This window comes from Nocardioides sp. T5 (genome assembly GCF_048161455.1).
In the GTDB taxonomy this organism is placed as follows: Bacteria; Actinomycetota; Actinomycetes; order Propionibacteriales; family Nocardioidaceae; genus Nocardioides.
Window position 1 is genome coordinate 3,423,518 of sequence record NZ_CP182415.1, and the last position, 16,756, is coordinate 3,440,273.

The following is a 16,756-nucleotide window of genomic DNA, read 5'->3' on the forward strand; positions in this document are numbered from 1 at the left end:
TGATGAGCGCCATGAAGAAGCTCACGAAGACGCTGACCTACGACGCCTCCACCGACGCCGTCGGGGCCATGCTCGACGACCCGGCGTTCCGTGAGGAGGTGCTGCGCCAGCAGCGCGTCGTACGCGGCTCGGCGGACGTGGACGGCGACGTGGTGCGGATCGAGCAGGTGCGCTCGGCCGGGGACGTCCCGTCGTTCGCGCGCTCCTTCGTGGGTGAGGAGATCGTCGTCGTCCAGACCGAGACGTGGACCTCGGCGACCACGGCCGACGTGGCCATCGCGATCGCCGGCAAGCCCGGTGAGGCGTCCGGCACGATCGGGCTCACCGAGTCGGGGAGCCGGACGACGCAGAAGGTCGACCTGGCCGTCACCGTCCGGGTCCCGCTCCTGGGCGGCCGGATCGAGACGATGGTCGTCGACCTGCTGGGCCACGCGCTCGACGTCGAGCACCGCGTCGGCCAGGAGTGGCTCACCTCTCGATGACCTCCCCGTTCACCGAGTCGTACGACGCGCTGGCTGCCGTCGTCTCCCGGCTGCGCGACGACCTCGCGGGTCTGGCCATCCCGGTCTTCAGCTGACGGTCTTCAGCTGAGCGTCTTCAGCTGAGCGGCTCATGACGGTGCGCCTCAGCGATGGGCAAGGGGGCGTCCGTGGATGCGAGGTCCTCGTCGGGCACCGCCGAGTCGTCCTCCTCGCGCCGGCGACGCCAGATCACGACGCCGAGCACCACGAACGGGCCGAACGCGAGCAGCAGCGTCAGCGCCTGCTCGAAGGGATGGAGCGCACCCATGTGGAAGGGGATCACGGTGTCGATCGTCTCACCTCGCCCGCACCACGGACGACAACGGGGAGTGCCGGCTCGCTGTGGGCGAGCCGGCACTCCCCGATCCGTCGGTGCTGTGGTGCTGCGGGTCAGCCCTGGTGCGGGTAGCGGTGGTCCTTCGGAGGCACGAAGGTCTCCTTGATCGAGCGCGGCGAGGTCCAGCGCAGCAGGTTGACCGCGGCGCCGGCCTTGTCGTTGGTGCCCGACGCGCGACCGCCACCGAAGGGCTGCTGGCCGACGACGGCGCCGGTCGGCTTGTCGTTGATGTAGAAGTTGCCCGCTGCGAAGCGCAGCGTCTCGCGCGCCCAGGCGATGGCGGCGCGGTCCTGCGCGATGATCGCGCCGGTGAGGGCGTAGGGCGCGAACGACTCCATCTGCGCCACCACGGACTCGAAGTCGGCGTCGTCGTAGACGTGCACGGCCAGGATCGGGCCGAAGTACTCGTCGGCGAACATCTGGTCGGTCGGGTCGGTCGACTCCACGATCGTGGGTCGCACGAAGTAGCCGACCGAGTCGTCGGTCTGGCCGCCGGCGAGCAGGGTGAGGTGGTCGGTGCCCTCGACGCGGGCGATGGCCTTGCGGTGCTTGGCGAAGGCCCGGTCGTCGATCACGGCGCCCATGAAGTTGGACAGGTCGGTGACGTCGCCCATCGCCAGCGCCTCGGTGTCGGCGATCAGCTGGTCCTTGATCCGGTCCCAGACCGAGCGCGGCACGTAGGCGCGCGAGGCGGCCGAGCACTTCTGGCCCTGGAACTCGAACGCGCCACGGATCATCGCGACGCGCAGCACGTCGGGGTCGGCCGACGGGTGGGCGACGATGAAGTCCTTGCCACCGGTCTCGCCGACGATGCGCGGGTAGGCGCGGTAGCCGGTGATGTTCTCGCCGACGGTGCGCCACAGGTGCTGGAACGTCGGGGTCGAGCCGGTGAAGTGGATGCCCGCCAGGTCCCGGTGGGCCAGGGCGACCTTGGAGACGTCGAGACCGTCGCCGGGAAGCATGTTGATGACGCCGGGCGGCATGCCGGCCTCCTCCAGCAGCTCCATCGTCAGCGACGCGGCGAGCTGCTGGGTCGGCGAGGGCTTCCACAGCACGGTGTTGCCCATCAGCGCGGGCGCGGTGGGCAGGTTGCCCGCGATCGCGGTGAAGTTGAACGGCGTGATCGCGTAGACGAAGCCCTCGAGCGGGCGGTGGTCGGTGCGGTTCCAGATGCCGGGGCTGTTGGCGATCGGCTGGTCGGTGAGGATCTGCTTGGCGTAGTGGACGTTGAACCGCCAGAAGTCGATCAGCTCGCACGCCGCGTCGATCTCGGCCTGGAACGCCGTCTTGGACTGGCCCAGCATGGTCGCGGCGTTCAGGCGCTGGCGCCACGGGCCGGCCAGCAGGTCGGCTGCCTTGAGGATGATCGCGCACTTCTCGTCGAAGGGCATCGCCTGCCACCCCGGAGCGGCAGCGGCCGCGGCCGCGATGGCGTCCTCGGTGTCCTTCGTGGTCGCACCGCGCAGGGTGCCCAGCACGTGCTGGTGGTCGTGGGGCTGGACGACCTTTGTCTCCGCGCCGCCGCCCTCGCGGTGCTCGCCGCCGATGACGGCGTGGAAGGTGTGCTGCTCACCCTCGAGACGGGCGAGCTCGGTGACCAGGGCCTCGCGCTCCGGGGCGCCGGGCGCGTAGGTCAGGTTCGGCTCGTTGGTCGGCGCCGGAGGAAAAGTGATCGCGTCCATGCGGCTGATCGTGTCAGACCCGCTTGCGCGCCTCAAAGTGCTGGATCGGGGGCACGATCACCGGGAGGCGACGAGGTCGCCGATCTCCTGGGTGGCCCACCAGGCGAGGTCGTCGTCGGCGTCCGCGTCGTCCTCGGTGTCGACGTGCACCGCGACGACGTCGCGCCAGCGGACGGGGGCGTCGGCCGCGGCGGTCTCGGCGACCACGACGACGCGCCGCCGCTGCCCGTCGGGGAGCCCGGCCACCAGCTCGGTGGAGGCGTCCGCGGCGGTCATCAGGGCGTCGTACTCACTCTCCTCGGCGTCGTCGACGGCGAGGACCGCGTCGACGACGCGGGGACCGTCGGCCGCCCAGTCGTCGGCCAGGCGCGGCAACGACGACGGCAGGTAGCGGCGTGTCACTTCTTCCCCTTCCCGGCAGCCTTCTTGCGACCGCGCGGGGCGCGCGGCCGGGTGTCGGACGCCGAGTCCTTGAGCTCCTCGAGCGACTCCAGCACGCACTGCCCCAGGACGTCGGCGTCGGGTACGGCGTCGCGGTCGGTCGTGATGCCGTAGAACACCTTGCCGTCGTAGGACGTCACGCCGATGGCCAGCGGGTGGTCAGGGAGCAGCGGGTGCACCGGGTAGGACTCGAGCATCCGGGCGCCGTCGGCGTAGAGCGGGAACTGCGGACCCGGCACGTTGGTGATGGAGACGTGGAACCCGCGTCGCAGCTCGGCGGTCGCGAGGCGCGCCCCGAGCGCGTGGAACGTCGTCGGGGCGAAGCCGGCGATGCCGGAGAGCCTGCGGGCCGAGACGTTGCGCCCGTTGTCGCGGTGGGCGCGCAGGTCGTAGCTGACCTGGTGCAGCCGGACGACCGGGCTGGGCTCGCCGATCGGCAGGTGCACGAGGTGGCCGGTGATCTGGGTGCCGAGCGACGTCGGCTCGAGCTCGTCGTCGATGACCGACATCGGCACGATGGCCTTGATCGTGCGGAGCCCGCCGAGCGACTCCGCGCGGGCCATCAACCAGCCGCGGAGACCGCCGGCCAGGGTGGCGAGGATGACGTCGTTGACCGTGCCGCCGTGCACCTCGCGGATCGCGCGGTAGTCGGAGAGCTCGGTGCGCGCGGTCACGAACCGGCGCTGCTGGGAGAGCCGCCGGTGCACCGGCGTGGAGTGGACCGGACCACGGCCGGCGAGGGCGTTGGCCACCTCGGCCACGCGGGCGCCCGAGGCGGACGCCGCGCGACCGAGCGACTCGGCGTTGGCGCGGGTGGTCATCCAGAGCGTGCGGGGACTCTCGAGGCTGTCGGTCACCGCGTTGAGCGCGGCCGCCACCGGACCGGCCGGGCGACCCGGTCGCCAGTCGTCGTCGTGCCCGAGGGTGGAGCGGTCCGGGGACGTGTCGAGCAGCACCTGGCCGATGTCGACGGTCTCGCGCCCGTCGACGAGGATCTGGTGGCTCTTGGTCAGCAGGGCGACGCGGCCGTGCTCGAGGCCCTCGACGAAGTAGCACTCCCACAGCGGGCGACTGCGGTCGAGCGGCCGTGACGCGATGCGCGCCACGAGCTCGCGGAGCTGGTCGATCGATCCAGGTCGCGGCAGCGCGGAGCGGCGTACGTGGTAGCCGAGGTCGAAGCCCTCGTCGTCCACCCAGGCCGGGTTGGCCAGCCGCCCCGGCACCAGCTGCAGGCGCTGGCGGTAGCGAGGGACGAAGGCGATCCGGTCGGCGATGAGCTGCACGAGCCGGTCGTGGTCGAACCCGGACTCCCCCGGGTCGAAGATCTCCACCGTGGCGTTGTGCATGGGCGTCGTGGGGGACTCGGCGGCCAGGATGGCCAGGTCCCGAGGTCGCAGCCGTTCACTCATGCACGCACTCGCTGCGCTCACTCATGTGGTGCCCTCTCGTCGGTGATCTTGTCCCGCATGGGATTCTGGCAGAGGCAGTGACGCCGCGCGTGCCGCGGTCGCTGCCTGCCCGTGCAGTCGTCGAAGGAGAACCTCCGTGTCCGGTCGCGTCCTCACGCGCCTCGCCCCCGTCGTGCTCGTCCTGGCCGCCTCGCTCACCGCGTGCGGCGGCGACGCTGACACCGACCCGCCGGCCGCCGACCAGACCGCGACCTCGTCCCCCTCCGAGTCCCCCGCCGAGTCTCCCGAGTCCCCGTCCGACTCGGGCGCGGAGTCCGACACCGTCGCCCTGACCGTCACCCGCGAGGGCGACTCCTTCACTCCCAACGGCGAGCGGGTGGAGCTCGGGATCGACCAGCCCCTGGTCCTGACGATCGAGGCCGACGAGGCAGGCGAGCTCCACGTGCACAGCACGCCTGAGCAGGAGATCTCCTACGACGCCGGCACGTCCGAGCACGAGATCGTCGTCGACCGACCGGGTGTGGTCGAGGTCGAGAGCCACGACCCCGACGTGATCCTGCTGCAGCTCGAAGTCCGGTGAGCCTCGGTCCCGCAACCGTGGGCGGCTCCATCTCCGCCCATGGCCTCGGCGGCGCCAAGGACCTGCCGATCCCCTCCGAGCTCGCGATCGCGGGCGCCGTCGCCGCGCTCGTGGTCTCCTTCACCGTGCTGGCCGTGGCCTGGCGCGAGCCCCGCTACGACGCGGCCACCAGTGGCCGCCCGGCACCCCCGTGGCTGGACCGGTTGGTGTCGTCCCGCGCGCTGGCCGTCGCGGCGCGGGTGTTCGGCATGGCCTTCTTCCTCTACGTCGCCGCAGCCGCGGTGCTCGGCGAGGACACCCTGATCAACCCGTCCCTCGGCACCGTCTACGTGCTGCTGTGGGTCGGCCTCGTGCCCGCCTCGCTGCTGCTGGGTCCCGTCTTCCGGGCGATCAGCCCGGCGCGCACCATCAGCATGCTGTTCGCGAAGGTCTCCGGGGCACCCGAGGGCGAGGGTCTCTACGCCTATCCCGCTCGGCTCGGCTACTGGCCGGCCGCAGCCGGGCTCTTCGCCTTCGTGTGGCTCGAGCTGGTCTACCCCTACTCCACCGACGTCGGCCCGGTGCGGCTCTGGTTCGCGGCCTACCTCGGCATCATGTTCATCGGCTCCGCGCTGTGGGGTACGACGTTCCTCGCCCGGGCCGACCCGTTCGAGGTCTACTCCTCGCTCGTCGCGAAGCTGTCCGTCTGGGGTCGCCGTGACGGAGCGCTCGTCCTGCGCAGCCCGCTCGCCAACCTCGACACCGTCGTGCCGCGGCCGGGCCTGGTGGCGGTCGTCGGCGTGCTCTTCGGCAGCACCGCCTTCGACTCCTTCCGGGAGTCGACACCCTGGCTCCAGCTCGTGCAGTCGATGTCGACCTCGCGGGTGTGGCCCGACACCCTGGCGCTCATCGCGTTCTCGGCCGGTGTCTCACTCGTGCTGGCGGTGGCCACCATGGCGACAGGCGTCACGAGCGACCTCCCGCGGCGCGCGCTGCCCAACCTGTTCGCCCACTCGGTCATCCCGATCATCGTGGGCTACATCGTGGCCCACTACCTGACGTACTTCGTCGAGTACGGCCAGCAGACCCTCATCCAGCTGAGCGACCCGTTCAGCCGCGGCGACGACTACCTCGGCACCGCCGACCTCCAGGTGAACTACTGGCTCTCCCAGCACCCGACGTTCCTGGCGGTCACGAAGGTCTGCGCGGTCACCCTCGGCCACGTGGTGGGCGTCGTCGCGGCGCACGACCGGGCGGTCAAGCTGTTGCCCAAGCGGCACCAGCTGACAGGTCAGCTGCCGCTGCTGGTGGCGATGGTCGGCTTCACCGTGGGCGGTCTGTACCTGCTGTTCGCTGCGTGACCGAGCGCTAGGACGGGATCGGGCCGTAGGGCCACCCGGCCGGCAGCACGGACGTGACCTCGATGATGTCGCAGGAACCGCGGTAGTCGATCACGTCGGCGGGGTCGCGCCAGCCGACGAAGATCACCCGGTCGGCGTTGCCGACGCCGCCCAGGGTCGGGTCGTCGCAGTGGATGCGGTCCTCGTCGCCGTCGGGAAGCACGTAGATGGTGTCGTTGCCCTGCTCGGTGAAGACCTTGTCGCGACCGGGACCGAGGAAGACGGTGTCGTCGCCCTCGTCGCCCTTGATCTTGACGTCGTTGCCCGCCCCGTCGATCAGCACGTCGTTGCCGGGTCCGCCCTGAATCGCGCCGTCGTCACCGGGACCGGCGTCGATCCAGTCGTTGCCGTCGTTGCCGATGTGCTTGTCGATGCCATCGCCGCCGAAGAGCTGGTCGTCACCGTCACCGCCGCCGACCAGGTCGTTGCCGCCCTCGCCGTGCACCACGTCGGTGCCGGCGCCCGCGGTGAGCTTGTCGTTGCCCTCACCGCCGTACATGACGTCGTCGCCCTGACCGCCGTCGAGGGAGTCGTTGCCGAGTCCGCCGGAGCCCCAGTCGTTGCCGGGCTGCAGGGTGATCCAGTCGTCGCCGTCGTCGCCGCTGACGGTGTCGTGCCCATTGCCGGCGTAGACCTTGTCGTTGCCGCCACGGGCGGTGATCTTGTCCTGGCCACCGATCGCCATGATCTTGTCGGCGCGGTTCTTGCCCTTGATCGTGTCGTGGCCGGTGGTGCCCTGGAAGAGCTTGGCAGACGCCGGAGCTGCGGACAGGACGACCGCCAGGGTGGCGATGGTGGCGATGCGGAAGTGACGCGACATGGAAGTTCCCCCTCGGGTTCGGGGCCCAAATTACGTCAAATCTTGATGCTTTTCAGAATTTTGCCCTCTTGACTTGCCTGAATTGACGCCGAAAGTGGCGGGTTTGTCCGGAGGAGCGGTCCGCTCCTCCACTGCTGTGAGCCGGGAGCACGGCGTCGGCCAGGGCGGCGAGGGCCCGCACCAGGGACGAGTCGCCGAGGTCGGCGACCGGACGGCCGCTGACCAACGCCCGGTCGAGACCGGGCCGGTCCTCGGGCACGAAGTGCAGGCCGGCGACCCGGCTGAAGCCCTCGACCATGCCGGCGATCTCCTTCTCCGACCACCCGATCGAGGAGCGCATCCGGTTGACGACGACCCGCACGGGCGTGCCTGCCGTGAGGTCGCGCAGGTCGACGAGCCCGCGGGCGAGGCGGGTGAGCCCCACGGGGTCGGCCGAGCCCACGACCACCACCTCGTCGGCCTGCTCCAGGGCCGCGAGGGTCAGCGTGTTGCGACCGGGACGGCCGCCGAGGTCGGAGCCGGTGTCGTCCTCCAGGCTGAAGCCCGTGTCGACGACGACCTGGCCGTGACCCCGCGCGCGCTCGAGCAGCTGCTCGACCTGCGCCGCCCTGACCTCGCGCCACCGGTCGGCCCGCGGGAGGCCGGTGACGACCGCCAGCCGGTCCCCCACGCTCCGGCACACCGAGGCGAACCGGTCGTCCAGCTGGCCGGCGGAGGCCAGGCGCGCGGCCGACAGCAGGCCGGACACCTCGTCGAGGATGCCGAGCTGCTGCGCGACGGCGCCACCGTAGGGGTCCAGGTCGGCGAGGACCACGGCCACGTCGCGCCGGGCGAGCTCCCAGGCCAGGTTGGTCGCGACCGTCGTACGGCCGGGGGCGCCGGCCGGCCCCCAGACGACCACGAGCCGGCCCGCCTCCGCCGCGGGCGGGGCAGCGACGGCGATCGGGTCGAGGACCGACAGGTCGTCACCCCGTGCACGGGTGTCGGCGACGTCCTCGACCGTCGTGACCACCCGGGGCAGGGTGGCCAGCTGTCCCCTCCCGACGAGTGCGGTGATGCCCAGGCGTGCGGCGTGCTCGCGGGCGTCGAGGTCGTCGGCCAGGGCCGAGGTCACGGCGACGGGCCGCACGGCATGGCGCCGCAGGTGGGCGACGCTGGTCGGGTCGAGGCCCGGGGCGTCGAGGGAGACCACGGCCACGTCGGCCTGGCCACTGGTGACGGCCGCGAGCAGGTCGTCGACGTCGACGCAGCGCTTGAGCACGACCACCCCGGGATGGGCCTCGAGGTCGGCCATCGCCGGCGACTCCCACGCCTCGCCCGCCGCGAGGAGCAGCACGCAGATCACGGCCGTCAGCCCCTCCCCACGACGCGGACCCGATCGTCGCCGACGGCCGCCAGGACCACCCCCAGCGACTCCTCGTCGGTCTCCGGGACGGCGAGGACGAGCTGTCGGCTCGTCGCCGATGCGAAGGCGTCGGCCACCACGGGCGCGTCGAGGACCACGACGTCCCCGAGCACCAGCTCGGCGGCCGGCCGGCCGCGGCGCTGGACGACCGTGCGGTCGGCCACGACCCACACGTCCACCCGGGACCCCCGGACCAGATCGGTCGGGACGTGCTCGGCCGCCACGGCGATCGACAGCGACACGGTGTCGTCGGCCGGCTCGTCCCCCAGGGCGGCGGCCGGCACCAGCTCGCCGGCCGACAGCGGCCGGGTGAGGGTCAGCGCCGCCGGGAGCTCGTCGTCGACGCCGAGGTAGCGGTCGTGGTCGGCGGACTCGGCGAAGCGCACCCGAGCGGGCTCGAGGTCGGCGGCCGTGATCGTCTGCCCGGCGACCAGGTCGGACGACGCGGCCCAGACCGGGGTCAGGTCGTCGGCGCCGGACAGGATGCGGGCACCGGCCACCACCGAGCCCGTCACCAGGACCACCCCGACCCACAGCCGGGGGTCGCGCCACCCGGGGCTCGTGGCCCGCGTCGCGGCCGGCACGTCGGTGGCGCGGCCGGGCGGCGCGGCCACGTCCGGACGGGCGTGACGGGAGGAGGTCCGAGAGCTGGTCCGAGGCACGACGACATCATTGCCGCACGAGCCGGACTTCACACCTGTCTCTCCACAGGGACGGCCGGGCGGCGCCGGTAGCCGCACCCGCGGTGGCACGATGGCCCCATGGCCGACGACCCCCGCTTCCTGACGCTCGCCGACGTCGCGGAGGTGCTCAACACCTCCGGCGCGCAGGTCTACGCGCTCGTCCGCCGGGGCGAGCTGCCGGCCATCAAGATCGGCGGCCGCGGCCAGTGGCGCGTGGAGCGGGTGCAGCTCGAGGAGTTCATCCAGCGGATGTACGCCGAGACCAGGACCTTCGTCGACCAGCACCCGTTCGTGGACGCTGAGGCCGAATCGTCCGACACCTAGGTCGCGTCGGGGTGACTATCCGACCTTGCCGTCGAGCTCGACCTGCACGACCCGCTCCTCGCCACCGCGGACGACCGACATCTCCACGGTCTCGCCGGGGAGGTGGGTGCGGATGGCCACGATGAGGGAGATGCCGTCGCTGACCGGCTGGTCGTCGACCGCGGTGATGACGTCGTCCTTCTCGAGGCCGGCGCGTTCGGCCGGGGTGTCGGGCATGACCTCGGTGATGGTGGCGCCGTTGGCGTCGGGCTCGCCGCCCGTGCGCACCTGGGCGCCGATCACGGGGTACTCCGCCTCGCCCGTGCGCAGGATCTGGTCGACCGTCGTGCGCACCTGCTCGATGGGGATCGCGAAGCCGACACCGATGTTGCCGGCCTCACCCGACGCGCCTCCGTTGGTGGCGATCGCGGAGTTCACCCCGACCACCTCTCCGGCGAGGTTCACCAGCGGACCACCCGAGTTGCCGGGGTTGATCGCGGCGTCGGTCTGCACGGCGTTGATGTAGGACGAGTCGTCGTCGGACTGCCCCGACGTGGTGACCGGCCGGTTGAGCGCGCTCACGATGCCGGAGGTGACGGTCTGGCTGAGCCCGAGCGGGGCCCCGAACGCGATCACGGGGTCGCCGACGCGCAGCACCTGCGAGGAGCCGAGGGCGGCCGGCTCGAGGTCCCCGGCGCCCTTGACGGACAGCACGGCGAGGTCGTAGACCGAGCTGCGGCCGACCACCGTGGCCTCGCGGCGCTCCCCCGTGTGGTCGATGACGACGATGGGACCGTCGTCCTCGGCGGCGGAAGCGACCACGTGGTCGTTGGTCACGACGTGGCCGTCGCGGTCCAGCACGAAACCGGAGCCGGTGGCCCCGCCACTCCGGCCGTCGAGCTCGGCCACGATCTGGACCGTGCTGGGCAGCAGCGCCTGCGCCACCGCGGCCACCGACCCGTTGTCGACCTCCAGCGGTGCCGCGGTCTGCGTGCGTACGCCGTTGAGGCCGTTGTCGTTGGTGCCCGGCCGGGCAGCGAGCTCGTCCTGGATCGCGCCCCCGGCGAGGCCGCCGAGGATGCCGACGACCAGGGCGAGGCAGGCGACGGCGGGCCAGACCCACAGCGGGATCCGGCGGGCGACGGTCGTCGGACCGGCGTACGGCTGGCGCGGGTAGGGCCCCGGGCCGAACCAGGCCTGGTCGGGCTGCTGGCCGGGCTGATGCTGGCCGGGCTGCTGCGGATAGGGCCCCTGCGTCGGGTAGGGCACGGTCGGAGCCGCGGCCTCGTGCCCGTGACCCGCGTGCGGTTGCTGGGGCGTCGGCTCGCCGTACGGCGTCCGGTGCGGCGGCGGGCCGGCGAGCATCCCGGGCCGGTCCGGCGCGACGTCGTCGGGAGCGCCGTAGGGGCGGCCCTCGGGCTGGACGTCCGGGGCACTGCCAGCGGCAGCGGGCTCAACAGCATCGGGCTCGGCAGCATCGGGCTCGGCAGCTCGATCGGCACCATGGTCGGCACCGGTCGGGTGCCAGCCGGCCAGCGGCTGGGTGGGCTCGTCGTGCGGCTCGCCGGGCTCGGGGCGGTCGGTGCCCTGCTCGTCCGGGACCTGCTCGTCGGGCCTGTGCTCGTCGCTCACGGAGCAATCTTCTCCCGGATCGCCACGAGGCGCTCGGCCAGGGGCGTCCGGGAGGGGGTGACCGGTCCGCGGGCGCCGCGGTCGTCGGTGACGGCCGGGGTCGCGGGACCGGTCGGCCGGCTCAGGTCGGTGACGGGCGGGCGGGGCTCGACGCGCGGGGTGCCGGCCACGCCGAGGGCGAGCACGCCGACGACGCACGCGCTCGCCGCGCCACCGCCGATGGCGACGAGGCCGCGGCGCGGGCGGTGCCGTGCGGACGGGAACTGCGGCGGGACCAGGCCGTGGCCCGGGCCGGGCTGCATCGCCGAGCAACGACCGACGAGTGCGGACTTGAAGTCGTGGGACGGCTGGCCGGGGCCGAAGGAGAGCTGGGCGAGCTGGGTCTTGACCCACCCCTCCTGCTCGACGAGGTCACGGCAGGAGTGGCAGGAGTGCACGTGGCTCCAGCAGCGCTCCTCCTCCTCCGGCGCGAGGCGACCGTCGAGGAGGGCACTGATCCGGGATCCGAGGTGGCTCATCACGACACCGGTCCGCGGGTCCGGGGGGCGAGGGGGCCCGAGTAGCGCGAGCGTCCGGCTGCCGGCTCGCGGTGGGCGAGGGCCTTGCGGAGCATCGTGCGCCCCCGGTGGATGCGCGAGCGCACGGTGCCGAGCTTGGCGTCCATGATCTCGGCGATCTCCTCGTAGCTGAGTCCCTCCACGTCGCACAGCACGACCGCTGCACGGAAGTCGGGCGGCAGCGTCGCCAGGGCCGTCTCGATGTCGTCGTCGAAGGTCTGGTCGGCGACCGCGAGCTCGGGGGCCGGCGCGGCGCTGGTCAGCCGGGCGGCGCGCTCGTCGGAGAGCGGGTCGAACCGGATCCGCTGCTTGCGGCGCGCCCCGTCGAGGAACAGGTTGGTGGTGATGCGGTGCAGCCACCCCTCGAAGGTGCCGGGGGTGTAGCCGTCGAGCGAGCGGAAGACCCGGACGAAGACCTCCTGGGTGAGGTCCTCGGCGTCCGGCCGGTTGCCTGTCAGGCGGTAGGCGAGGCGGAACACGCGGTCGGAGTGCTGCTCCACGACCTCGTCCCACGTGGGTACGTCGACGGCTTCCGACGTGGCATCGACCTGATCACCCACGGGCGCTCCCTGGCTCGTCTTCCTCGACCGCAGCTGCAACGGTTCGATGTCCTTCCTGACGGTAGGTACCCCGCCTGAGAGTTCCCTGTGAACACCATGCGGTCCGGCCAAGAACTCCTGCCCGGGTCACCGCCTCCAACGAGCGAGGGGGCCCGTGTGTTCCCGGCCACGTGGCACGGCTGCTGCGCGATAGAGTCGCCGCGTGCCGAACCACACCCCCCCGATCAAGCCCGCGAGCTGGTCCTACGCCGAGACGTTCGTGGCCGAGGACGAGCTCCTGGCCGCCGCCCGCAGCCGAGCCGAGGAGGTGGGCGTGGCCCCCGTCGGGCCCGGCGTGGGCGCGGCCCTGCGCTTCCTCGCCTCCGTGCTCGACGCACGCGCGGTGGTGGAGGTCGGCACCGGCACCGGTGTCTCCGGCCTGTGGCTCCTGCGCGGCATGCGCGCCGACGGCGTGCTCACGACCGTCGACATCGAGGCCGAGCACCAGCGCCTCGCCAAGGAGACCTTCACCGAGGCCGGGATCCCGGGCAACCGTGCGCGCACCATCGCCGGCGCCGGGCTCGACGTGCTCCCCCGCCTCACCGACGGCCACTACGACCTCGTGTTCTGCGACGGGGACAAGCGCGAGTACGCCGCCTACCTCAAGGAGGCGCTCCGCCTGCTGCGCCCGGGCGGGATCGTGGCGTTCGACAACGCGCTGTGGCACGACCGGGTCGCCGACCCCGCACAGCGTGACGAGGAGACCGTCACCATCCGCGACCTCGGCCGGGCCATCCTCGAGCACGACGACCTGGTGCCCGTGCTGCTTCCCGTCGGCGACGGCCTGCTGGCGGCGAAGAAGGAGTGGGCCCCCGAGGCCTGACCCGGCTCGACCCGTCCAGGTCCGGGCGTCAGAGGCGGGGGGCGGCCGTGAAGCCGTCCCAGCCCTCGGCGACGGCGACGACGTCGCACGCCTCGACGAGGATCGGCGGGCTGCCGATGATCCGGGTGCCGGGAGCCTCTGCGGCCCCCTCGGTGAACGTGCGCTGGAACTCCTCGCGTGCCTCGCTGGTGGCGAAGACGTAGCAGCCCTCGAACCACTCGCCCGGCACCTGGCGCCAGGTCTTGAAGCGCAGCCCGGCCATCCCGGTGAACCGGGCGTGCGAGGTCTCGGCGACGTAGGCCGCCAGCTGCTCCTCGACCCCCACGGGCGCGTCGAGGAGCGACCAGCGGACGGTGAGCCCGAGCATCAGGCGATCCCGGCCAGCGGGTCGTCCGAGCCCAACCAGGCCAGCAGCAGGCGCGGACCCCAGCCGCTGGGCCCGGCGGTCCACTCGTAGCGGTCGGCGGGTGACTCCGCGGCGGAGGCGAAGTCGATGTGGGCCCACGGCACGTCGCCGGCGAAGTGCTGCAGGAAGAGGGCCGCGGTGATCGCGCCGGCGCCGCCGGCGGCGTTGTCGCCGTCGGCGATCTTCGAGGCGACCTTGTCCTCGTAGTCGGCGACCAGCGGCATCCGCCAGGTGTTCTCGCCCGACGCGGTCGCAGCGGCGCTCACGTGGTCGGCGAGGCCCTCGTGGTTGGCGAAGTAGCCGCCGGTCCACTGGCCGAGCGACACCTTCATCGCACCGGTCAGCGTCGCGATGTCGACCAGGGCGGCCGGGGCGAGCTCGCTGACGGCGTACGCCATCGCGTCTGCCAGGACGAGCCTGCCCTCGGCGTCGGTGTTGTTGACCTCGGAGGTGCGGCCCCCGAAGTGGGTGATGACGTCCCCGGGGCGCATCGCGGAACCGCTGACGGCGTTCTCGGCGGCGGGCACGAGGCCGACCACGCGGACCGGGCAGTCGACGTCGCGGAGCGCGGCCATCGTCGCGATGACGGCGCCGCCGCCGCTCATGTCGCGCTTCATCGTCAGCATGCCCTCGCTGGGCTTGATGTCGAGGCCGCCGGTGTCAAAGGTGATGCCCTTGCCGACGAGCACCACCGTGGGCATGCGCTTGGTGGCTCCGCGGGGGGTGTAGTCCATGCGGATCAGCCGGGGCTCGTTGACCGAGCCGCCGCCGACGGCACGGATGCCACCGAAGCCCTCGGCCTCCAGCCGCGCGTCGTCCCAGACCTGCACGTCCAGGCCGGCGGCCTCGCCGACCTCGATGGCCTGCTCGGCCAGCCATGCCGGCGTCTTGAGGTTGGCCGGGACCGTGGCCAGGGTGCGCGAGCGCCAGCCGGCACCGCCCAGTGCGATCGCGCGGGCGAGCTCGTCGTCGGCCCCGTCGTCGTCGACACCTGCCAGCACGATCCGGGCGACCGGACGCTCCTTGGGCCCGGTGGAGCGCCAGTGGAAGCCGAACGAGCCGAGCATCGCCCCCACGACGAAGGCGCCGAGGCCCTCGACGGGAGCGATCGCCGCCAGCGACGTCGCGACGCTGGCGCGGTCCTTGGTCGCGCGGGCGAGCGTGGCGCCGGCCCGGCGGAGGTCGGTGGGGGTCGCCTCACCGACGCCGACCAGGAGCACCAGCCCGGGCCCGTCGGACGCGTCCTCGGAGCCGGCCGTGGCTCGGGCCTCGGAGGTCGCGCGACCGACCGGGACCGTCGTGAGCTCGCCCGTGCGGCCGGTCGCCCGCGCCGCCTCGAGCGCGGCGAGGAGGTCGACCCCGAGGGCCTCACCTGCCTCGTCGGCACCCGGCCCGAGCAGCGGGCCGTCCTCTCCCGGCAGGACCGGGAACGCCCAGACCTCCGCGCCGCCGATCTGGTGCGGCAGCGCGGGGCTCAGCGCGAACCCGGGCGGGGAGACCTGAGGCGGCAGCGAGGTGGTGGGCACGATCAGCCGACGACGCCCTTGAGGGCATCCCCGAGAGCCGTGGCCTCATCGGCGTTGAGCTCCACCACCAGCCGTCCCCCGCCCTCGAGCGGGACCCGCATGACGATGCCGCGCCCCTCCTTGGTGACCTCGAGCGGTCCGTCGCCCGTGCGGGGCTTCATGGCGGCCATCGGCGCACCCTCTTCCTGGTTCAGCCATCACTGGATGTGGCTCTTCACATGCGAAACGAGGCGGCTGAGTCGTGCTGGCCACCTCGATCGGCGTCGTACGACGTCCATTATCCCCCATGACCCGCGTGATCGGCACCACAGGGCGAACCGACACCCGATGTTCGTCGGGCAGACTGCGCCCATGACGACCTCCGAGGCCCCCGTCCTGCTCCACGTCCAGGACGGCATCGCGACCATCACGCTCAACCGCCCCGAGGCGATGAACGGCCTCGACGTCGCCACGAAGGACCTCCTGCGCGACACCGTCCACCGGGTCGCCGACGACCCGGAGGTGCGGTGCGTGGTGCTCACCGGCAGCGGCCGCGCCTTCTGCGTGGGCCAGGACCTCAAGGAGCACCTCGCCGGGCTGAAGGGCGAGGCGGACGTCCCCCTCTCCGACACCGTCGAGCAGCACTACAACCCGATCGTGCTGGCCCTCTCGACGATGCCCAAGCCCGTGATCGCGGCGGTCAACGGCGTCGCGGCCGGCGCCGGGGCCAGCCTGGCCTTCGCCGCCGACTTCCGCATCGTCGTCGACTCCGCCGGCTTCAACACCTCCTTCGCGGGCGTCGCGCTCTCGTGCGACACCGGGTCGAGCTGGACGCTGCCCCGCCTCGTCGGCCGCGCCAAGGCCATGGAGCTGCTCTACTTCCCGCGCACCGTGTCCGCCCAGGAGGCCCTCGACCTCGGGCTGGCCACCCAGGTCGTCACGGCCGAGGAGCTGCCGCAGGCCGTGGCCGAGCTGGCGTCCCGCCTGGCGTCCGGCCCGACCGTCGCCTTCGGCTCCATCCGGCAGGCGGTGGCGTACGCCGCTGCGCACCCGCTGGAGGAGTCGCTGGCCTTCGAGGCCGACAAGATGGCGCTGACCGGCGGCACGGAGGACCACCTCGCGGCCGTCGACGCGTTCATGGCCAAGCAGAAGCCGGCCTTCCACGGCCGCTGAGCCTCAGCCGCGGTGCGCGCGGTGGGCGCCAGCGCGACGGCGTACGCCGACCCAGCGACGCAGGGCCGCGATCACACGGCTGCCGTGAGGTAGGCGTAGGTGAAGACGAGGACACCGACGACCATGCCGAGGTGGGCCAGCAGGGACAGCCCGGGGCCGTCGCTCCACGAGTCCCCGGCAGCCGCGGGCGCGTGCCGACCCTTGGCCGGGAGCCAGCGCATGAGGATCAGCAGCCCGCAGATGGCGGTCACCCACCAGAAGGCGATCGCGAGGATCCCGACGAACGGTCCCCCGATGAAGGAGTCCTCCGGGGCGACCAGCACGCCCAGCCACAGGACGAGGGCGACCACGCCCGCCACGAAGTGCGTCAGCGGCACGCGGCTGCTGATGGAGAAGCGGCCCGCCGCAGCCTCGCCCCGGAGACGGAGCCGGGTCAGCACGATCGCCACGGCGGCGAGGGCCGTGAGGATCCAGACGACGATCGGGAACGACATGACGGGG

General features: G+C 72.6%; 20 protein-coding genes. 6 read left to right on the forward strand and 14 right to left on the reverse strand.

Features of this window, described 5'->3' with window-relative positions:
• Positions 1-11 precede the first annotated feature (11 nt).
• Positions 12-482, forward strand: coding sequence for a DUF2505 domain-containing protein (locus ACNKF0_RS16710; protein ID WP_416953926.1), 471 nt, complete (start codon positions 12-14; stop codon positions 480-482).
• Between the two features lie 115 nt (positions 483-597).
• Here the strand turns inward: ACNKF0_RS16710 and ACNKF0_RS16715 are convergent, their stop codons facing one another.
• From ACNKF0_RS16715 to ACNKF0_RS16730, 4 genes are all read right to left on the reverse strand, one after another.
• On the reverse strand, positions 598-804 hold the full coding sequence (locus ACNKF0_RS16715; protein WP_416953928.1) for a hypothetical protein: 207 nt from the start codon (positions 802-804) through the stop codon (positions 598-600).
• A 107-nt stretch (positions 805-911) separates the two neighbouring features.
• Complete coding sequence (pruA, locus tag ACNKF0_RS16720) at positions 912-2,540, reverse strand: L-glutamate gamma-semialdehyde dehydrogenase (RefSeq protein ID WP_416953930.1); 1,629 nt, start codon at positions 2,538-2,540, stop codon at positions 912-914.
• Positions 2,541-2,597: 57 nt separating this feature from the next.
• Positions 2,598-2,942, reverse strand: coding sequence for a DUF6912 family protein (locus ACNKF0_RS16725; RefSeq protein ID WP_416953932.1), 345 nt, complete (start codon positions 2,940-2,942; stop codon positions 2,598-2,600).
• Positions 2,939-4,390 (reverse strand): WS/DGAT/MGAT family O-acyltransferase, encoded by a 1,452-nt coding sequence (locus ACNKF0_RS16730; protein WP_416953934.1) that lies wholly within the window; start codon positions 4,388-4,390, stop codon positions 2,939-2,941. Before ACNKF0_RS16730 ends, ACNKF0_RS16725 begins: the two co-directional genes overlap by 4 nt.
• A gap of 136 nt (positions 4,391-4,526) precedes the next feature.
• Between ACNKF0_RS16730 and ACNKF0_RS16735 the strand changes: the two genes are divergently transcribed.
• Complete coding sequence (locus tag ACNKF0_RS16735; protein WP_416953937.1) at positions 4,527-4,970, forward strand: hypothetical protein; 444 nt, start codon at positions 4,527-4,529, stop codon at positions 4,968-4,970.
• 17 nt (positions 4,971-4,987) lie between these two features.
• Entirely contained in the window at positions 4,988-6,310 is a 1,323-nt protein-coding gene (locus tag ACNKF0_RS16740) for a hypothetical protein (protein ID WP_416953939.1), read from the forward strand.
• 7 nt (positions 6,311-6,317) lie between these two features.
• Here ACNKF0_RS16740 and ACNKF0_RS16745 read toward each other — a convergent pair whose 3' ends face one another.
• From ACNKF0_RS16745 to ACNKF0_RS16755, 3 genes are read right to left on the reverse strand one after another with little or no spacing between them, the layout of a single operon-like run.
• Positions 6,318-7,169 carry a calcium-binding protein gene (locus tag ACNKF0_RS16745; RefSeq protein ID WP_416953941.1) on the reverse strand — a complete coding sequence of 284 codons (852 nt, stop codon included), beginning with the start codon at positions 7,167-7,169 and terminating at the stop codon, positions 6,318-6,320.
• A gap of 52 nt (positions 7,170-7,221) precedes the next feature.
• Positions 7,222-8,514, reverse strand: a complete 1,293-nt coding sequence (locus ACNKF0_RS16750; RefSeq protein ID WP_416953943.1) for an AAA family ATPase — start codon at positions 8,512-8,514, stop codon at positions 7,222-7,224.
• A gap of 5 nt (positions 8,515-8,519) precedes the next feature.
• A complete protein-coding gene (locus ACNKF0_RS16755) occupies positions 8,520-9,236 on the reverse strand; it encodes an SAF domain-containing protein (protein WP_416953945.1) in 717 nt (238 codons plus the stop codon).
• A gap of 99 nt (positions 9,237-9,335) precedes the next feature.
• Here ACNKF0_RS16755 and ACNKF0_RS16760 point away from each other — a divergent pair, with 99 nt between their 5' ends.
• The gene (locus ACNKF0_RS16760) at positions 9,336-9,581 is read left to right on the forward strand and encodes a helix-turn-helix domain-containing protein (RefSeq protein WP_416953947.1); all 246 of its coding nucleotides are present in this window, start codon (positions 9,336-9,338) and stop codon (positions 9,579-9,581) included.
• Between the two features lie 15 nt (positions 9,582-9,596).
• On the opposite strand, the gene ACNKF0_RS16765 is transcribed toward ACNKF0_RS16760, so the two are convergent.
• From ACNKF0_RS16765 to sigE, 3 genes are read right to left on the reverse strand one after another with little or no spacing between them, the layout of a single operon-like run.
• Positions 9,597-11,192, reverse strand: coding sequence for a trypsin-like peptidase domain-containing protein (locus ACNKF0_RS16765; RefSeq protein WP_416953949.1), 1,596 nt, complete (start codon positions 11,190-11,192; stop codon positions 9,597-9,599).
• The gene (locus tag ACNKF0_RS16770; protein ID WP_416953951.1) at positions 11,189-11,710 is read right to left on the reverse strand and encodes an anti-sigma factor family protein; all 522 of its coding nucleotides are present in this window, start codon (positions 11,708-11,710) and stop codon (positions 11,189-11,191) included. Before ACNKF0_RS16770 ends, ACNKF0_RS16765 begins: the two co-directional genes overlap by 4 nt.
• Entirely contained in the window at positions 11,710-12,309 is a 600-nt protein-coding gene (gene sigE, locus ACNKF0_RS16775) for an RNA polymerase sigma factor SigE (protein ID WP_416953953.1), read from the reverse strand. The genes ACNKF0_RS16770 and sigE overlap by 1 nt, the downstream gene beginning before the upstream one ends.
• A 202-nt stretch (positions 12,310-12,511) precedes the next feature.
• Between sigE and ACNKF0_RS16780 the strand changes: the two genes are divergently transcribed.
• Positions 12,512-13,171: an O-methyltransferase gene (locus ACNKF0_RS16780; protein ID WP_299932259.1), complete on the forward strand. Its 660-nt coding sequence runs from the start codon at positions 12,512-12,514 to the stop codon at positions 13,169-13,171.
• Between the two features lie 28 nt (positions 13,172-13,199).
• Here the strand turns inward: ACNKF0_RS16780 and ACNKF0_RS16785 are convergent, their stop codons facing one another.
• The 3 genes from ACNKF0_RS16785 to ACNKF0_RS16795 are packed head-to-tail and all read right to left on the reverse strand — an operon-like array spanning position 13,200 to position 15,273.
• The gene (locus tag ACNKF0_RS16785; RefSeq protein ID WP_416953955.1) at positions 13,200-13,538 is read right to left on the reverse strand and encodes a hypothetical protein; all 339 of its coding nucleotides are present in this window, start codon (positions 13,536-13,538) and stop codon (positions 13,200-13,202) included.
• On the reverse strand, positions 13,538-15,103 hold the full coding sequence (locus ACNKF0_RS16790) for a leucyl aminopeptidase family protein (protein ID WP_416953957.1): 1,566 nt from the start codon (positions 15,101-15,103) through the stop codon (positions 13,538-13,540). Before ACNKF0_RS16790 ends, ACNKF0_RS16785 begins: the two co-directional genes overlap by 1 nt.
• A gap of 2 nt (positions 15,104-15,105) precedes the next feature.
• Positions 15,106-15,273, reverse strand: coding sequence for a DUF3117 domain-containing protein (locus tag ACNKF0_RS16795; protein WP_082602897.1), 168 nt, complete (start codon positions 15,271-15,273; stop codon positions 15,106-15,108).
• 181 nt (positions 15,274-15,454) lie between these two features.
• Here ACNKF0_RS16795 and ACNKF0_RS16800 point away from each other — a divergent pair, with 181 nt between their 5' ends.
• Positions 15,455-16,255, forward strand: coding sequence for an enoyl-CoA hydratase/isomerase family protein (locus tag ACNKF0_RS16800; RefSeq protein WP_416953960.1), 801 nt, complete (start codon positions 15,455-15,457; stop codon positions 16,253-16,255).
• A 71-nt stretch (positions 16,256-16,326) separates the two neighbouring features.
• Here the strand turns inward: ACNKF0_RS16800 and ACNKF0_RS16805 are convergent, their stop codons facing one another.
• Positions 16,327-16,749 (reverse strand): hypothetical protein, encoded by a 423-nt coding sequence (locus ACNKF0_RS16805; RefSeq protein WP_416953962.1) that lies wholly within the window; start codon positions 16,747-16,749, stop codon positions 16,327-16,329.
• Positions 16,750-16,756: the final 7 nt, after the last annotated feature.

Excerpts from the sequence above, each read along its gene's own strand:
- ACNKF0_RS16710 (WP_416953926.1), top strand. The coding sequence starts at position 12 with ATGAAGAAGCTCACGAAGACGCTGACCTACGACGCCTCCACCGACGCC.
- pruA (WP_416953930.1), bottom strand. The coding sequence starts at position 2,540 with ATGGACGCGATCACTTTTCCTCCGGCGCCGACCAACGAGCCGAACCTG.
- ACNKF0_RS16730 (WP_416953934.1), bottom strand. The coding sequence starts at position 4,390 with ATGAGTGAACGGCTGCGACCTCGGGACCTGGCCATCCTGGCCGCCGAG.
- ACNKF0_RS16745 (WP_416953941.1), bottom strand. The coding sequence starts at position 7,169 with ATGTCGCGTCACTTCCGCATCGCCACCATCGCCACCCTGGCGGTCGTC.
- ACNKF0_RS16760 (WP_416953947.1), top strand. The coding sequence starts at position 9,336 with ATGGCCGACGACCCCCGCTTCCTGACGCTCGCCGACGTCGCGGAGGTG.
- ACNKF0_RS16770 (WP_416953951.1), bottom strand. The coding sequence starts at position 11,710 with ATGAGCCACCTCGGATCCCGGATCAGTGCCCTCCTCGACGGTCGCCTC.
- ACNKF0_RS16785 (WP_416953955.1), bottom strand. The coding sequence starts at position 13,538 with ATGCTCGGGCTCACCGTCCGCTGGTCGCTCCTCGACGCGCCCGTGGGG.
- ACNKF0_RS16795 (WP_082602897.1), bottom strand. The coding sequence starts at position 15,273 with ATGGCCGCCATGAAGCCCCGCACGGGCGACGGACCGCTCGAGGTCACC.
- ACNKF0_RS16800 (WP_416953960.1), top strand. The coding sequence starts at position 15,455 with ATGACGACCTCCGAGGCCCCCGTCCTGCTCCACGTCCAGGACGGCATC.
- ACNKF0_RS16805 (WP_416953962.1), bottom strand. The coding sequence starts at position 16,749 with ATGTCGTTCCCGATCGTCGTCTGGATCCTCACGGCCCTCGCCGCCGTG.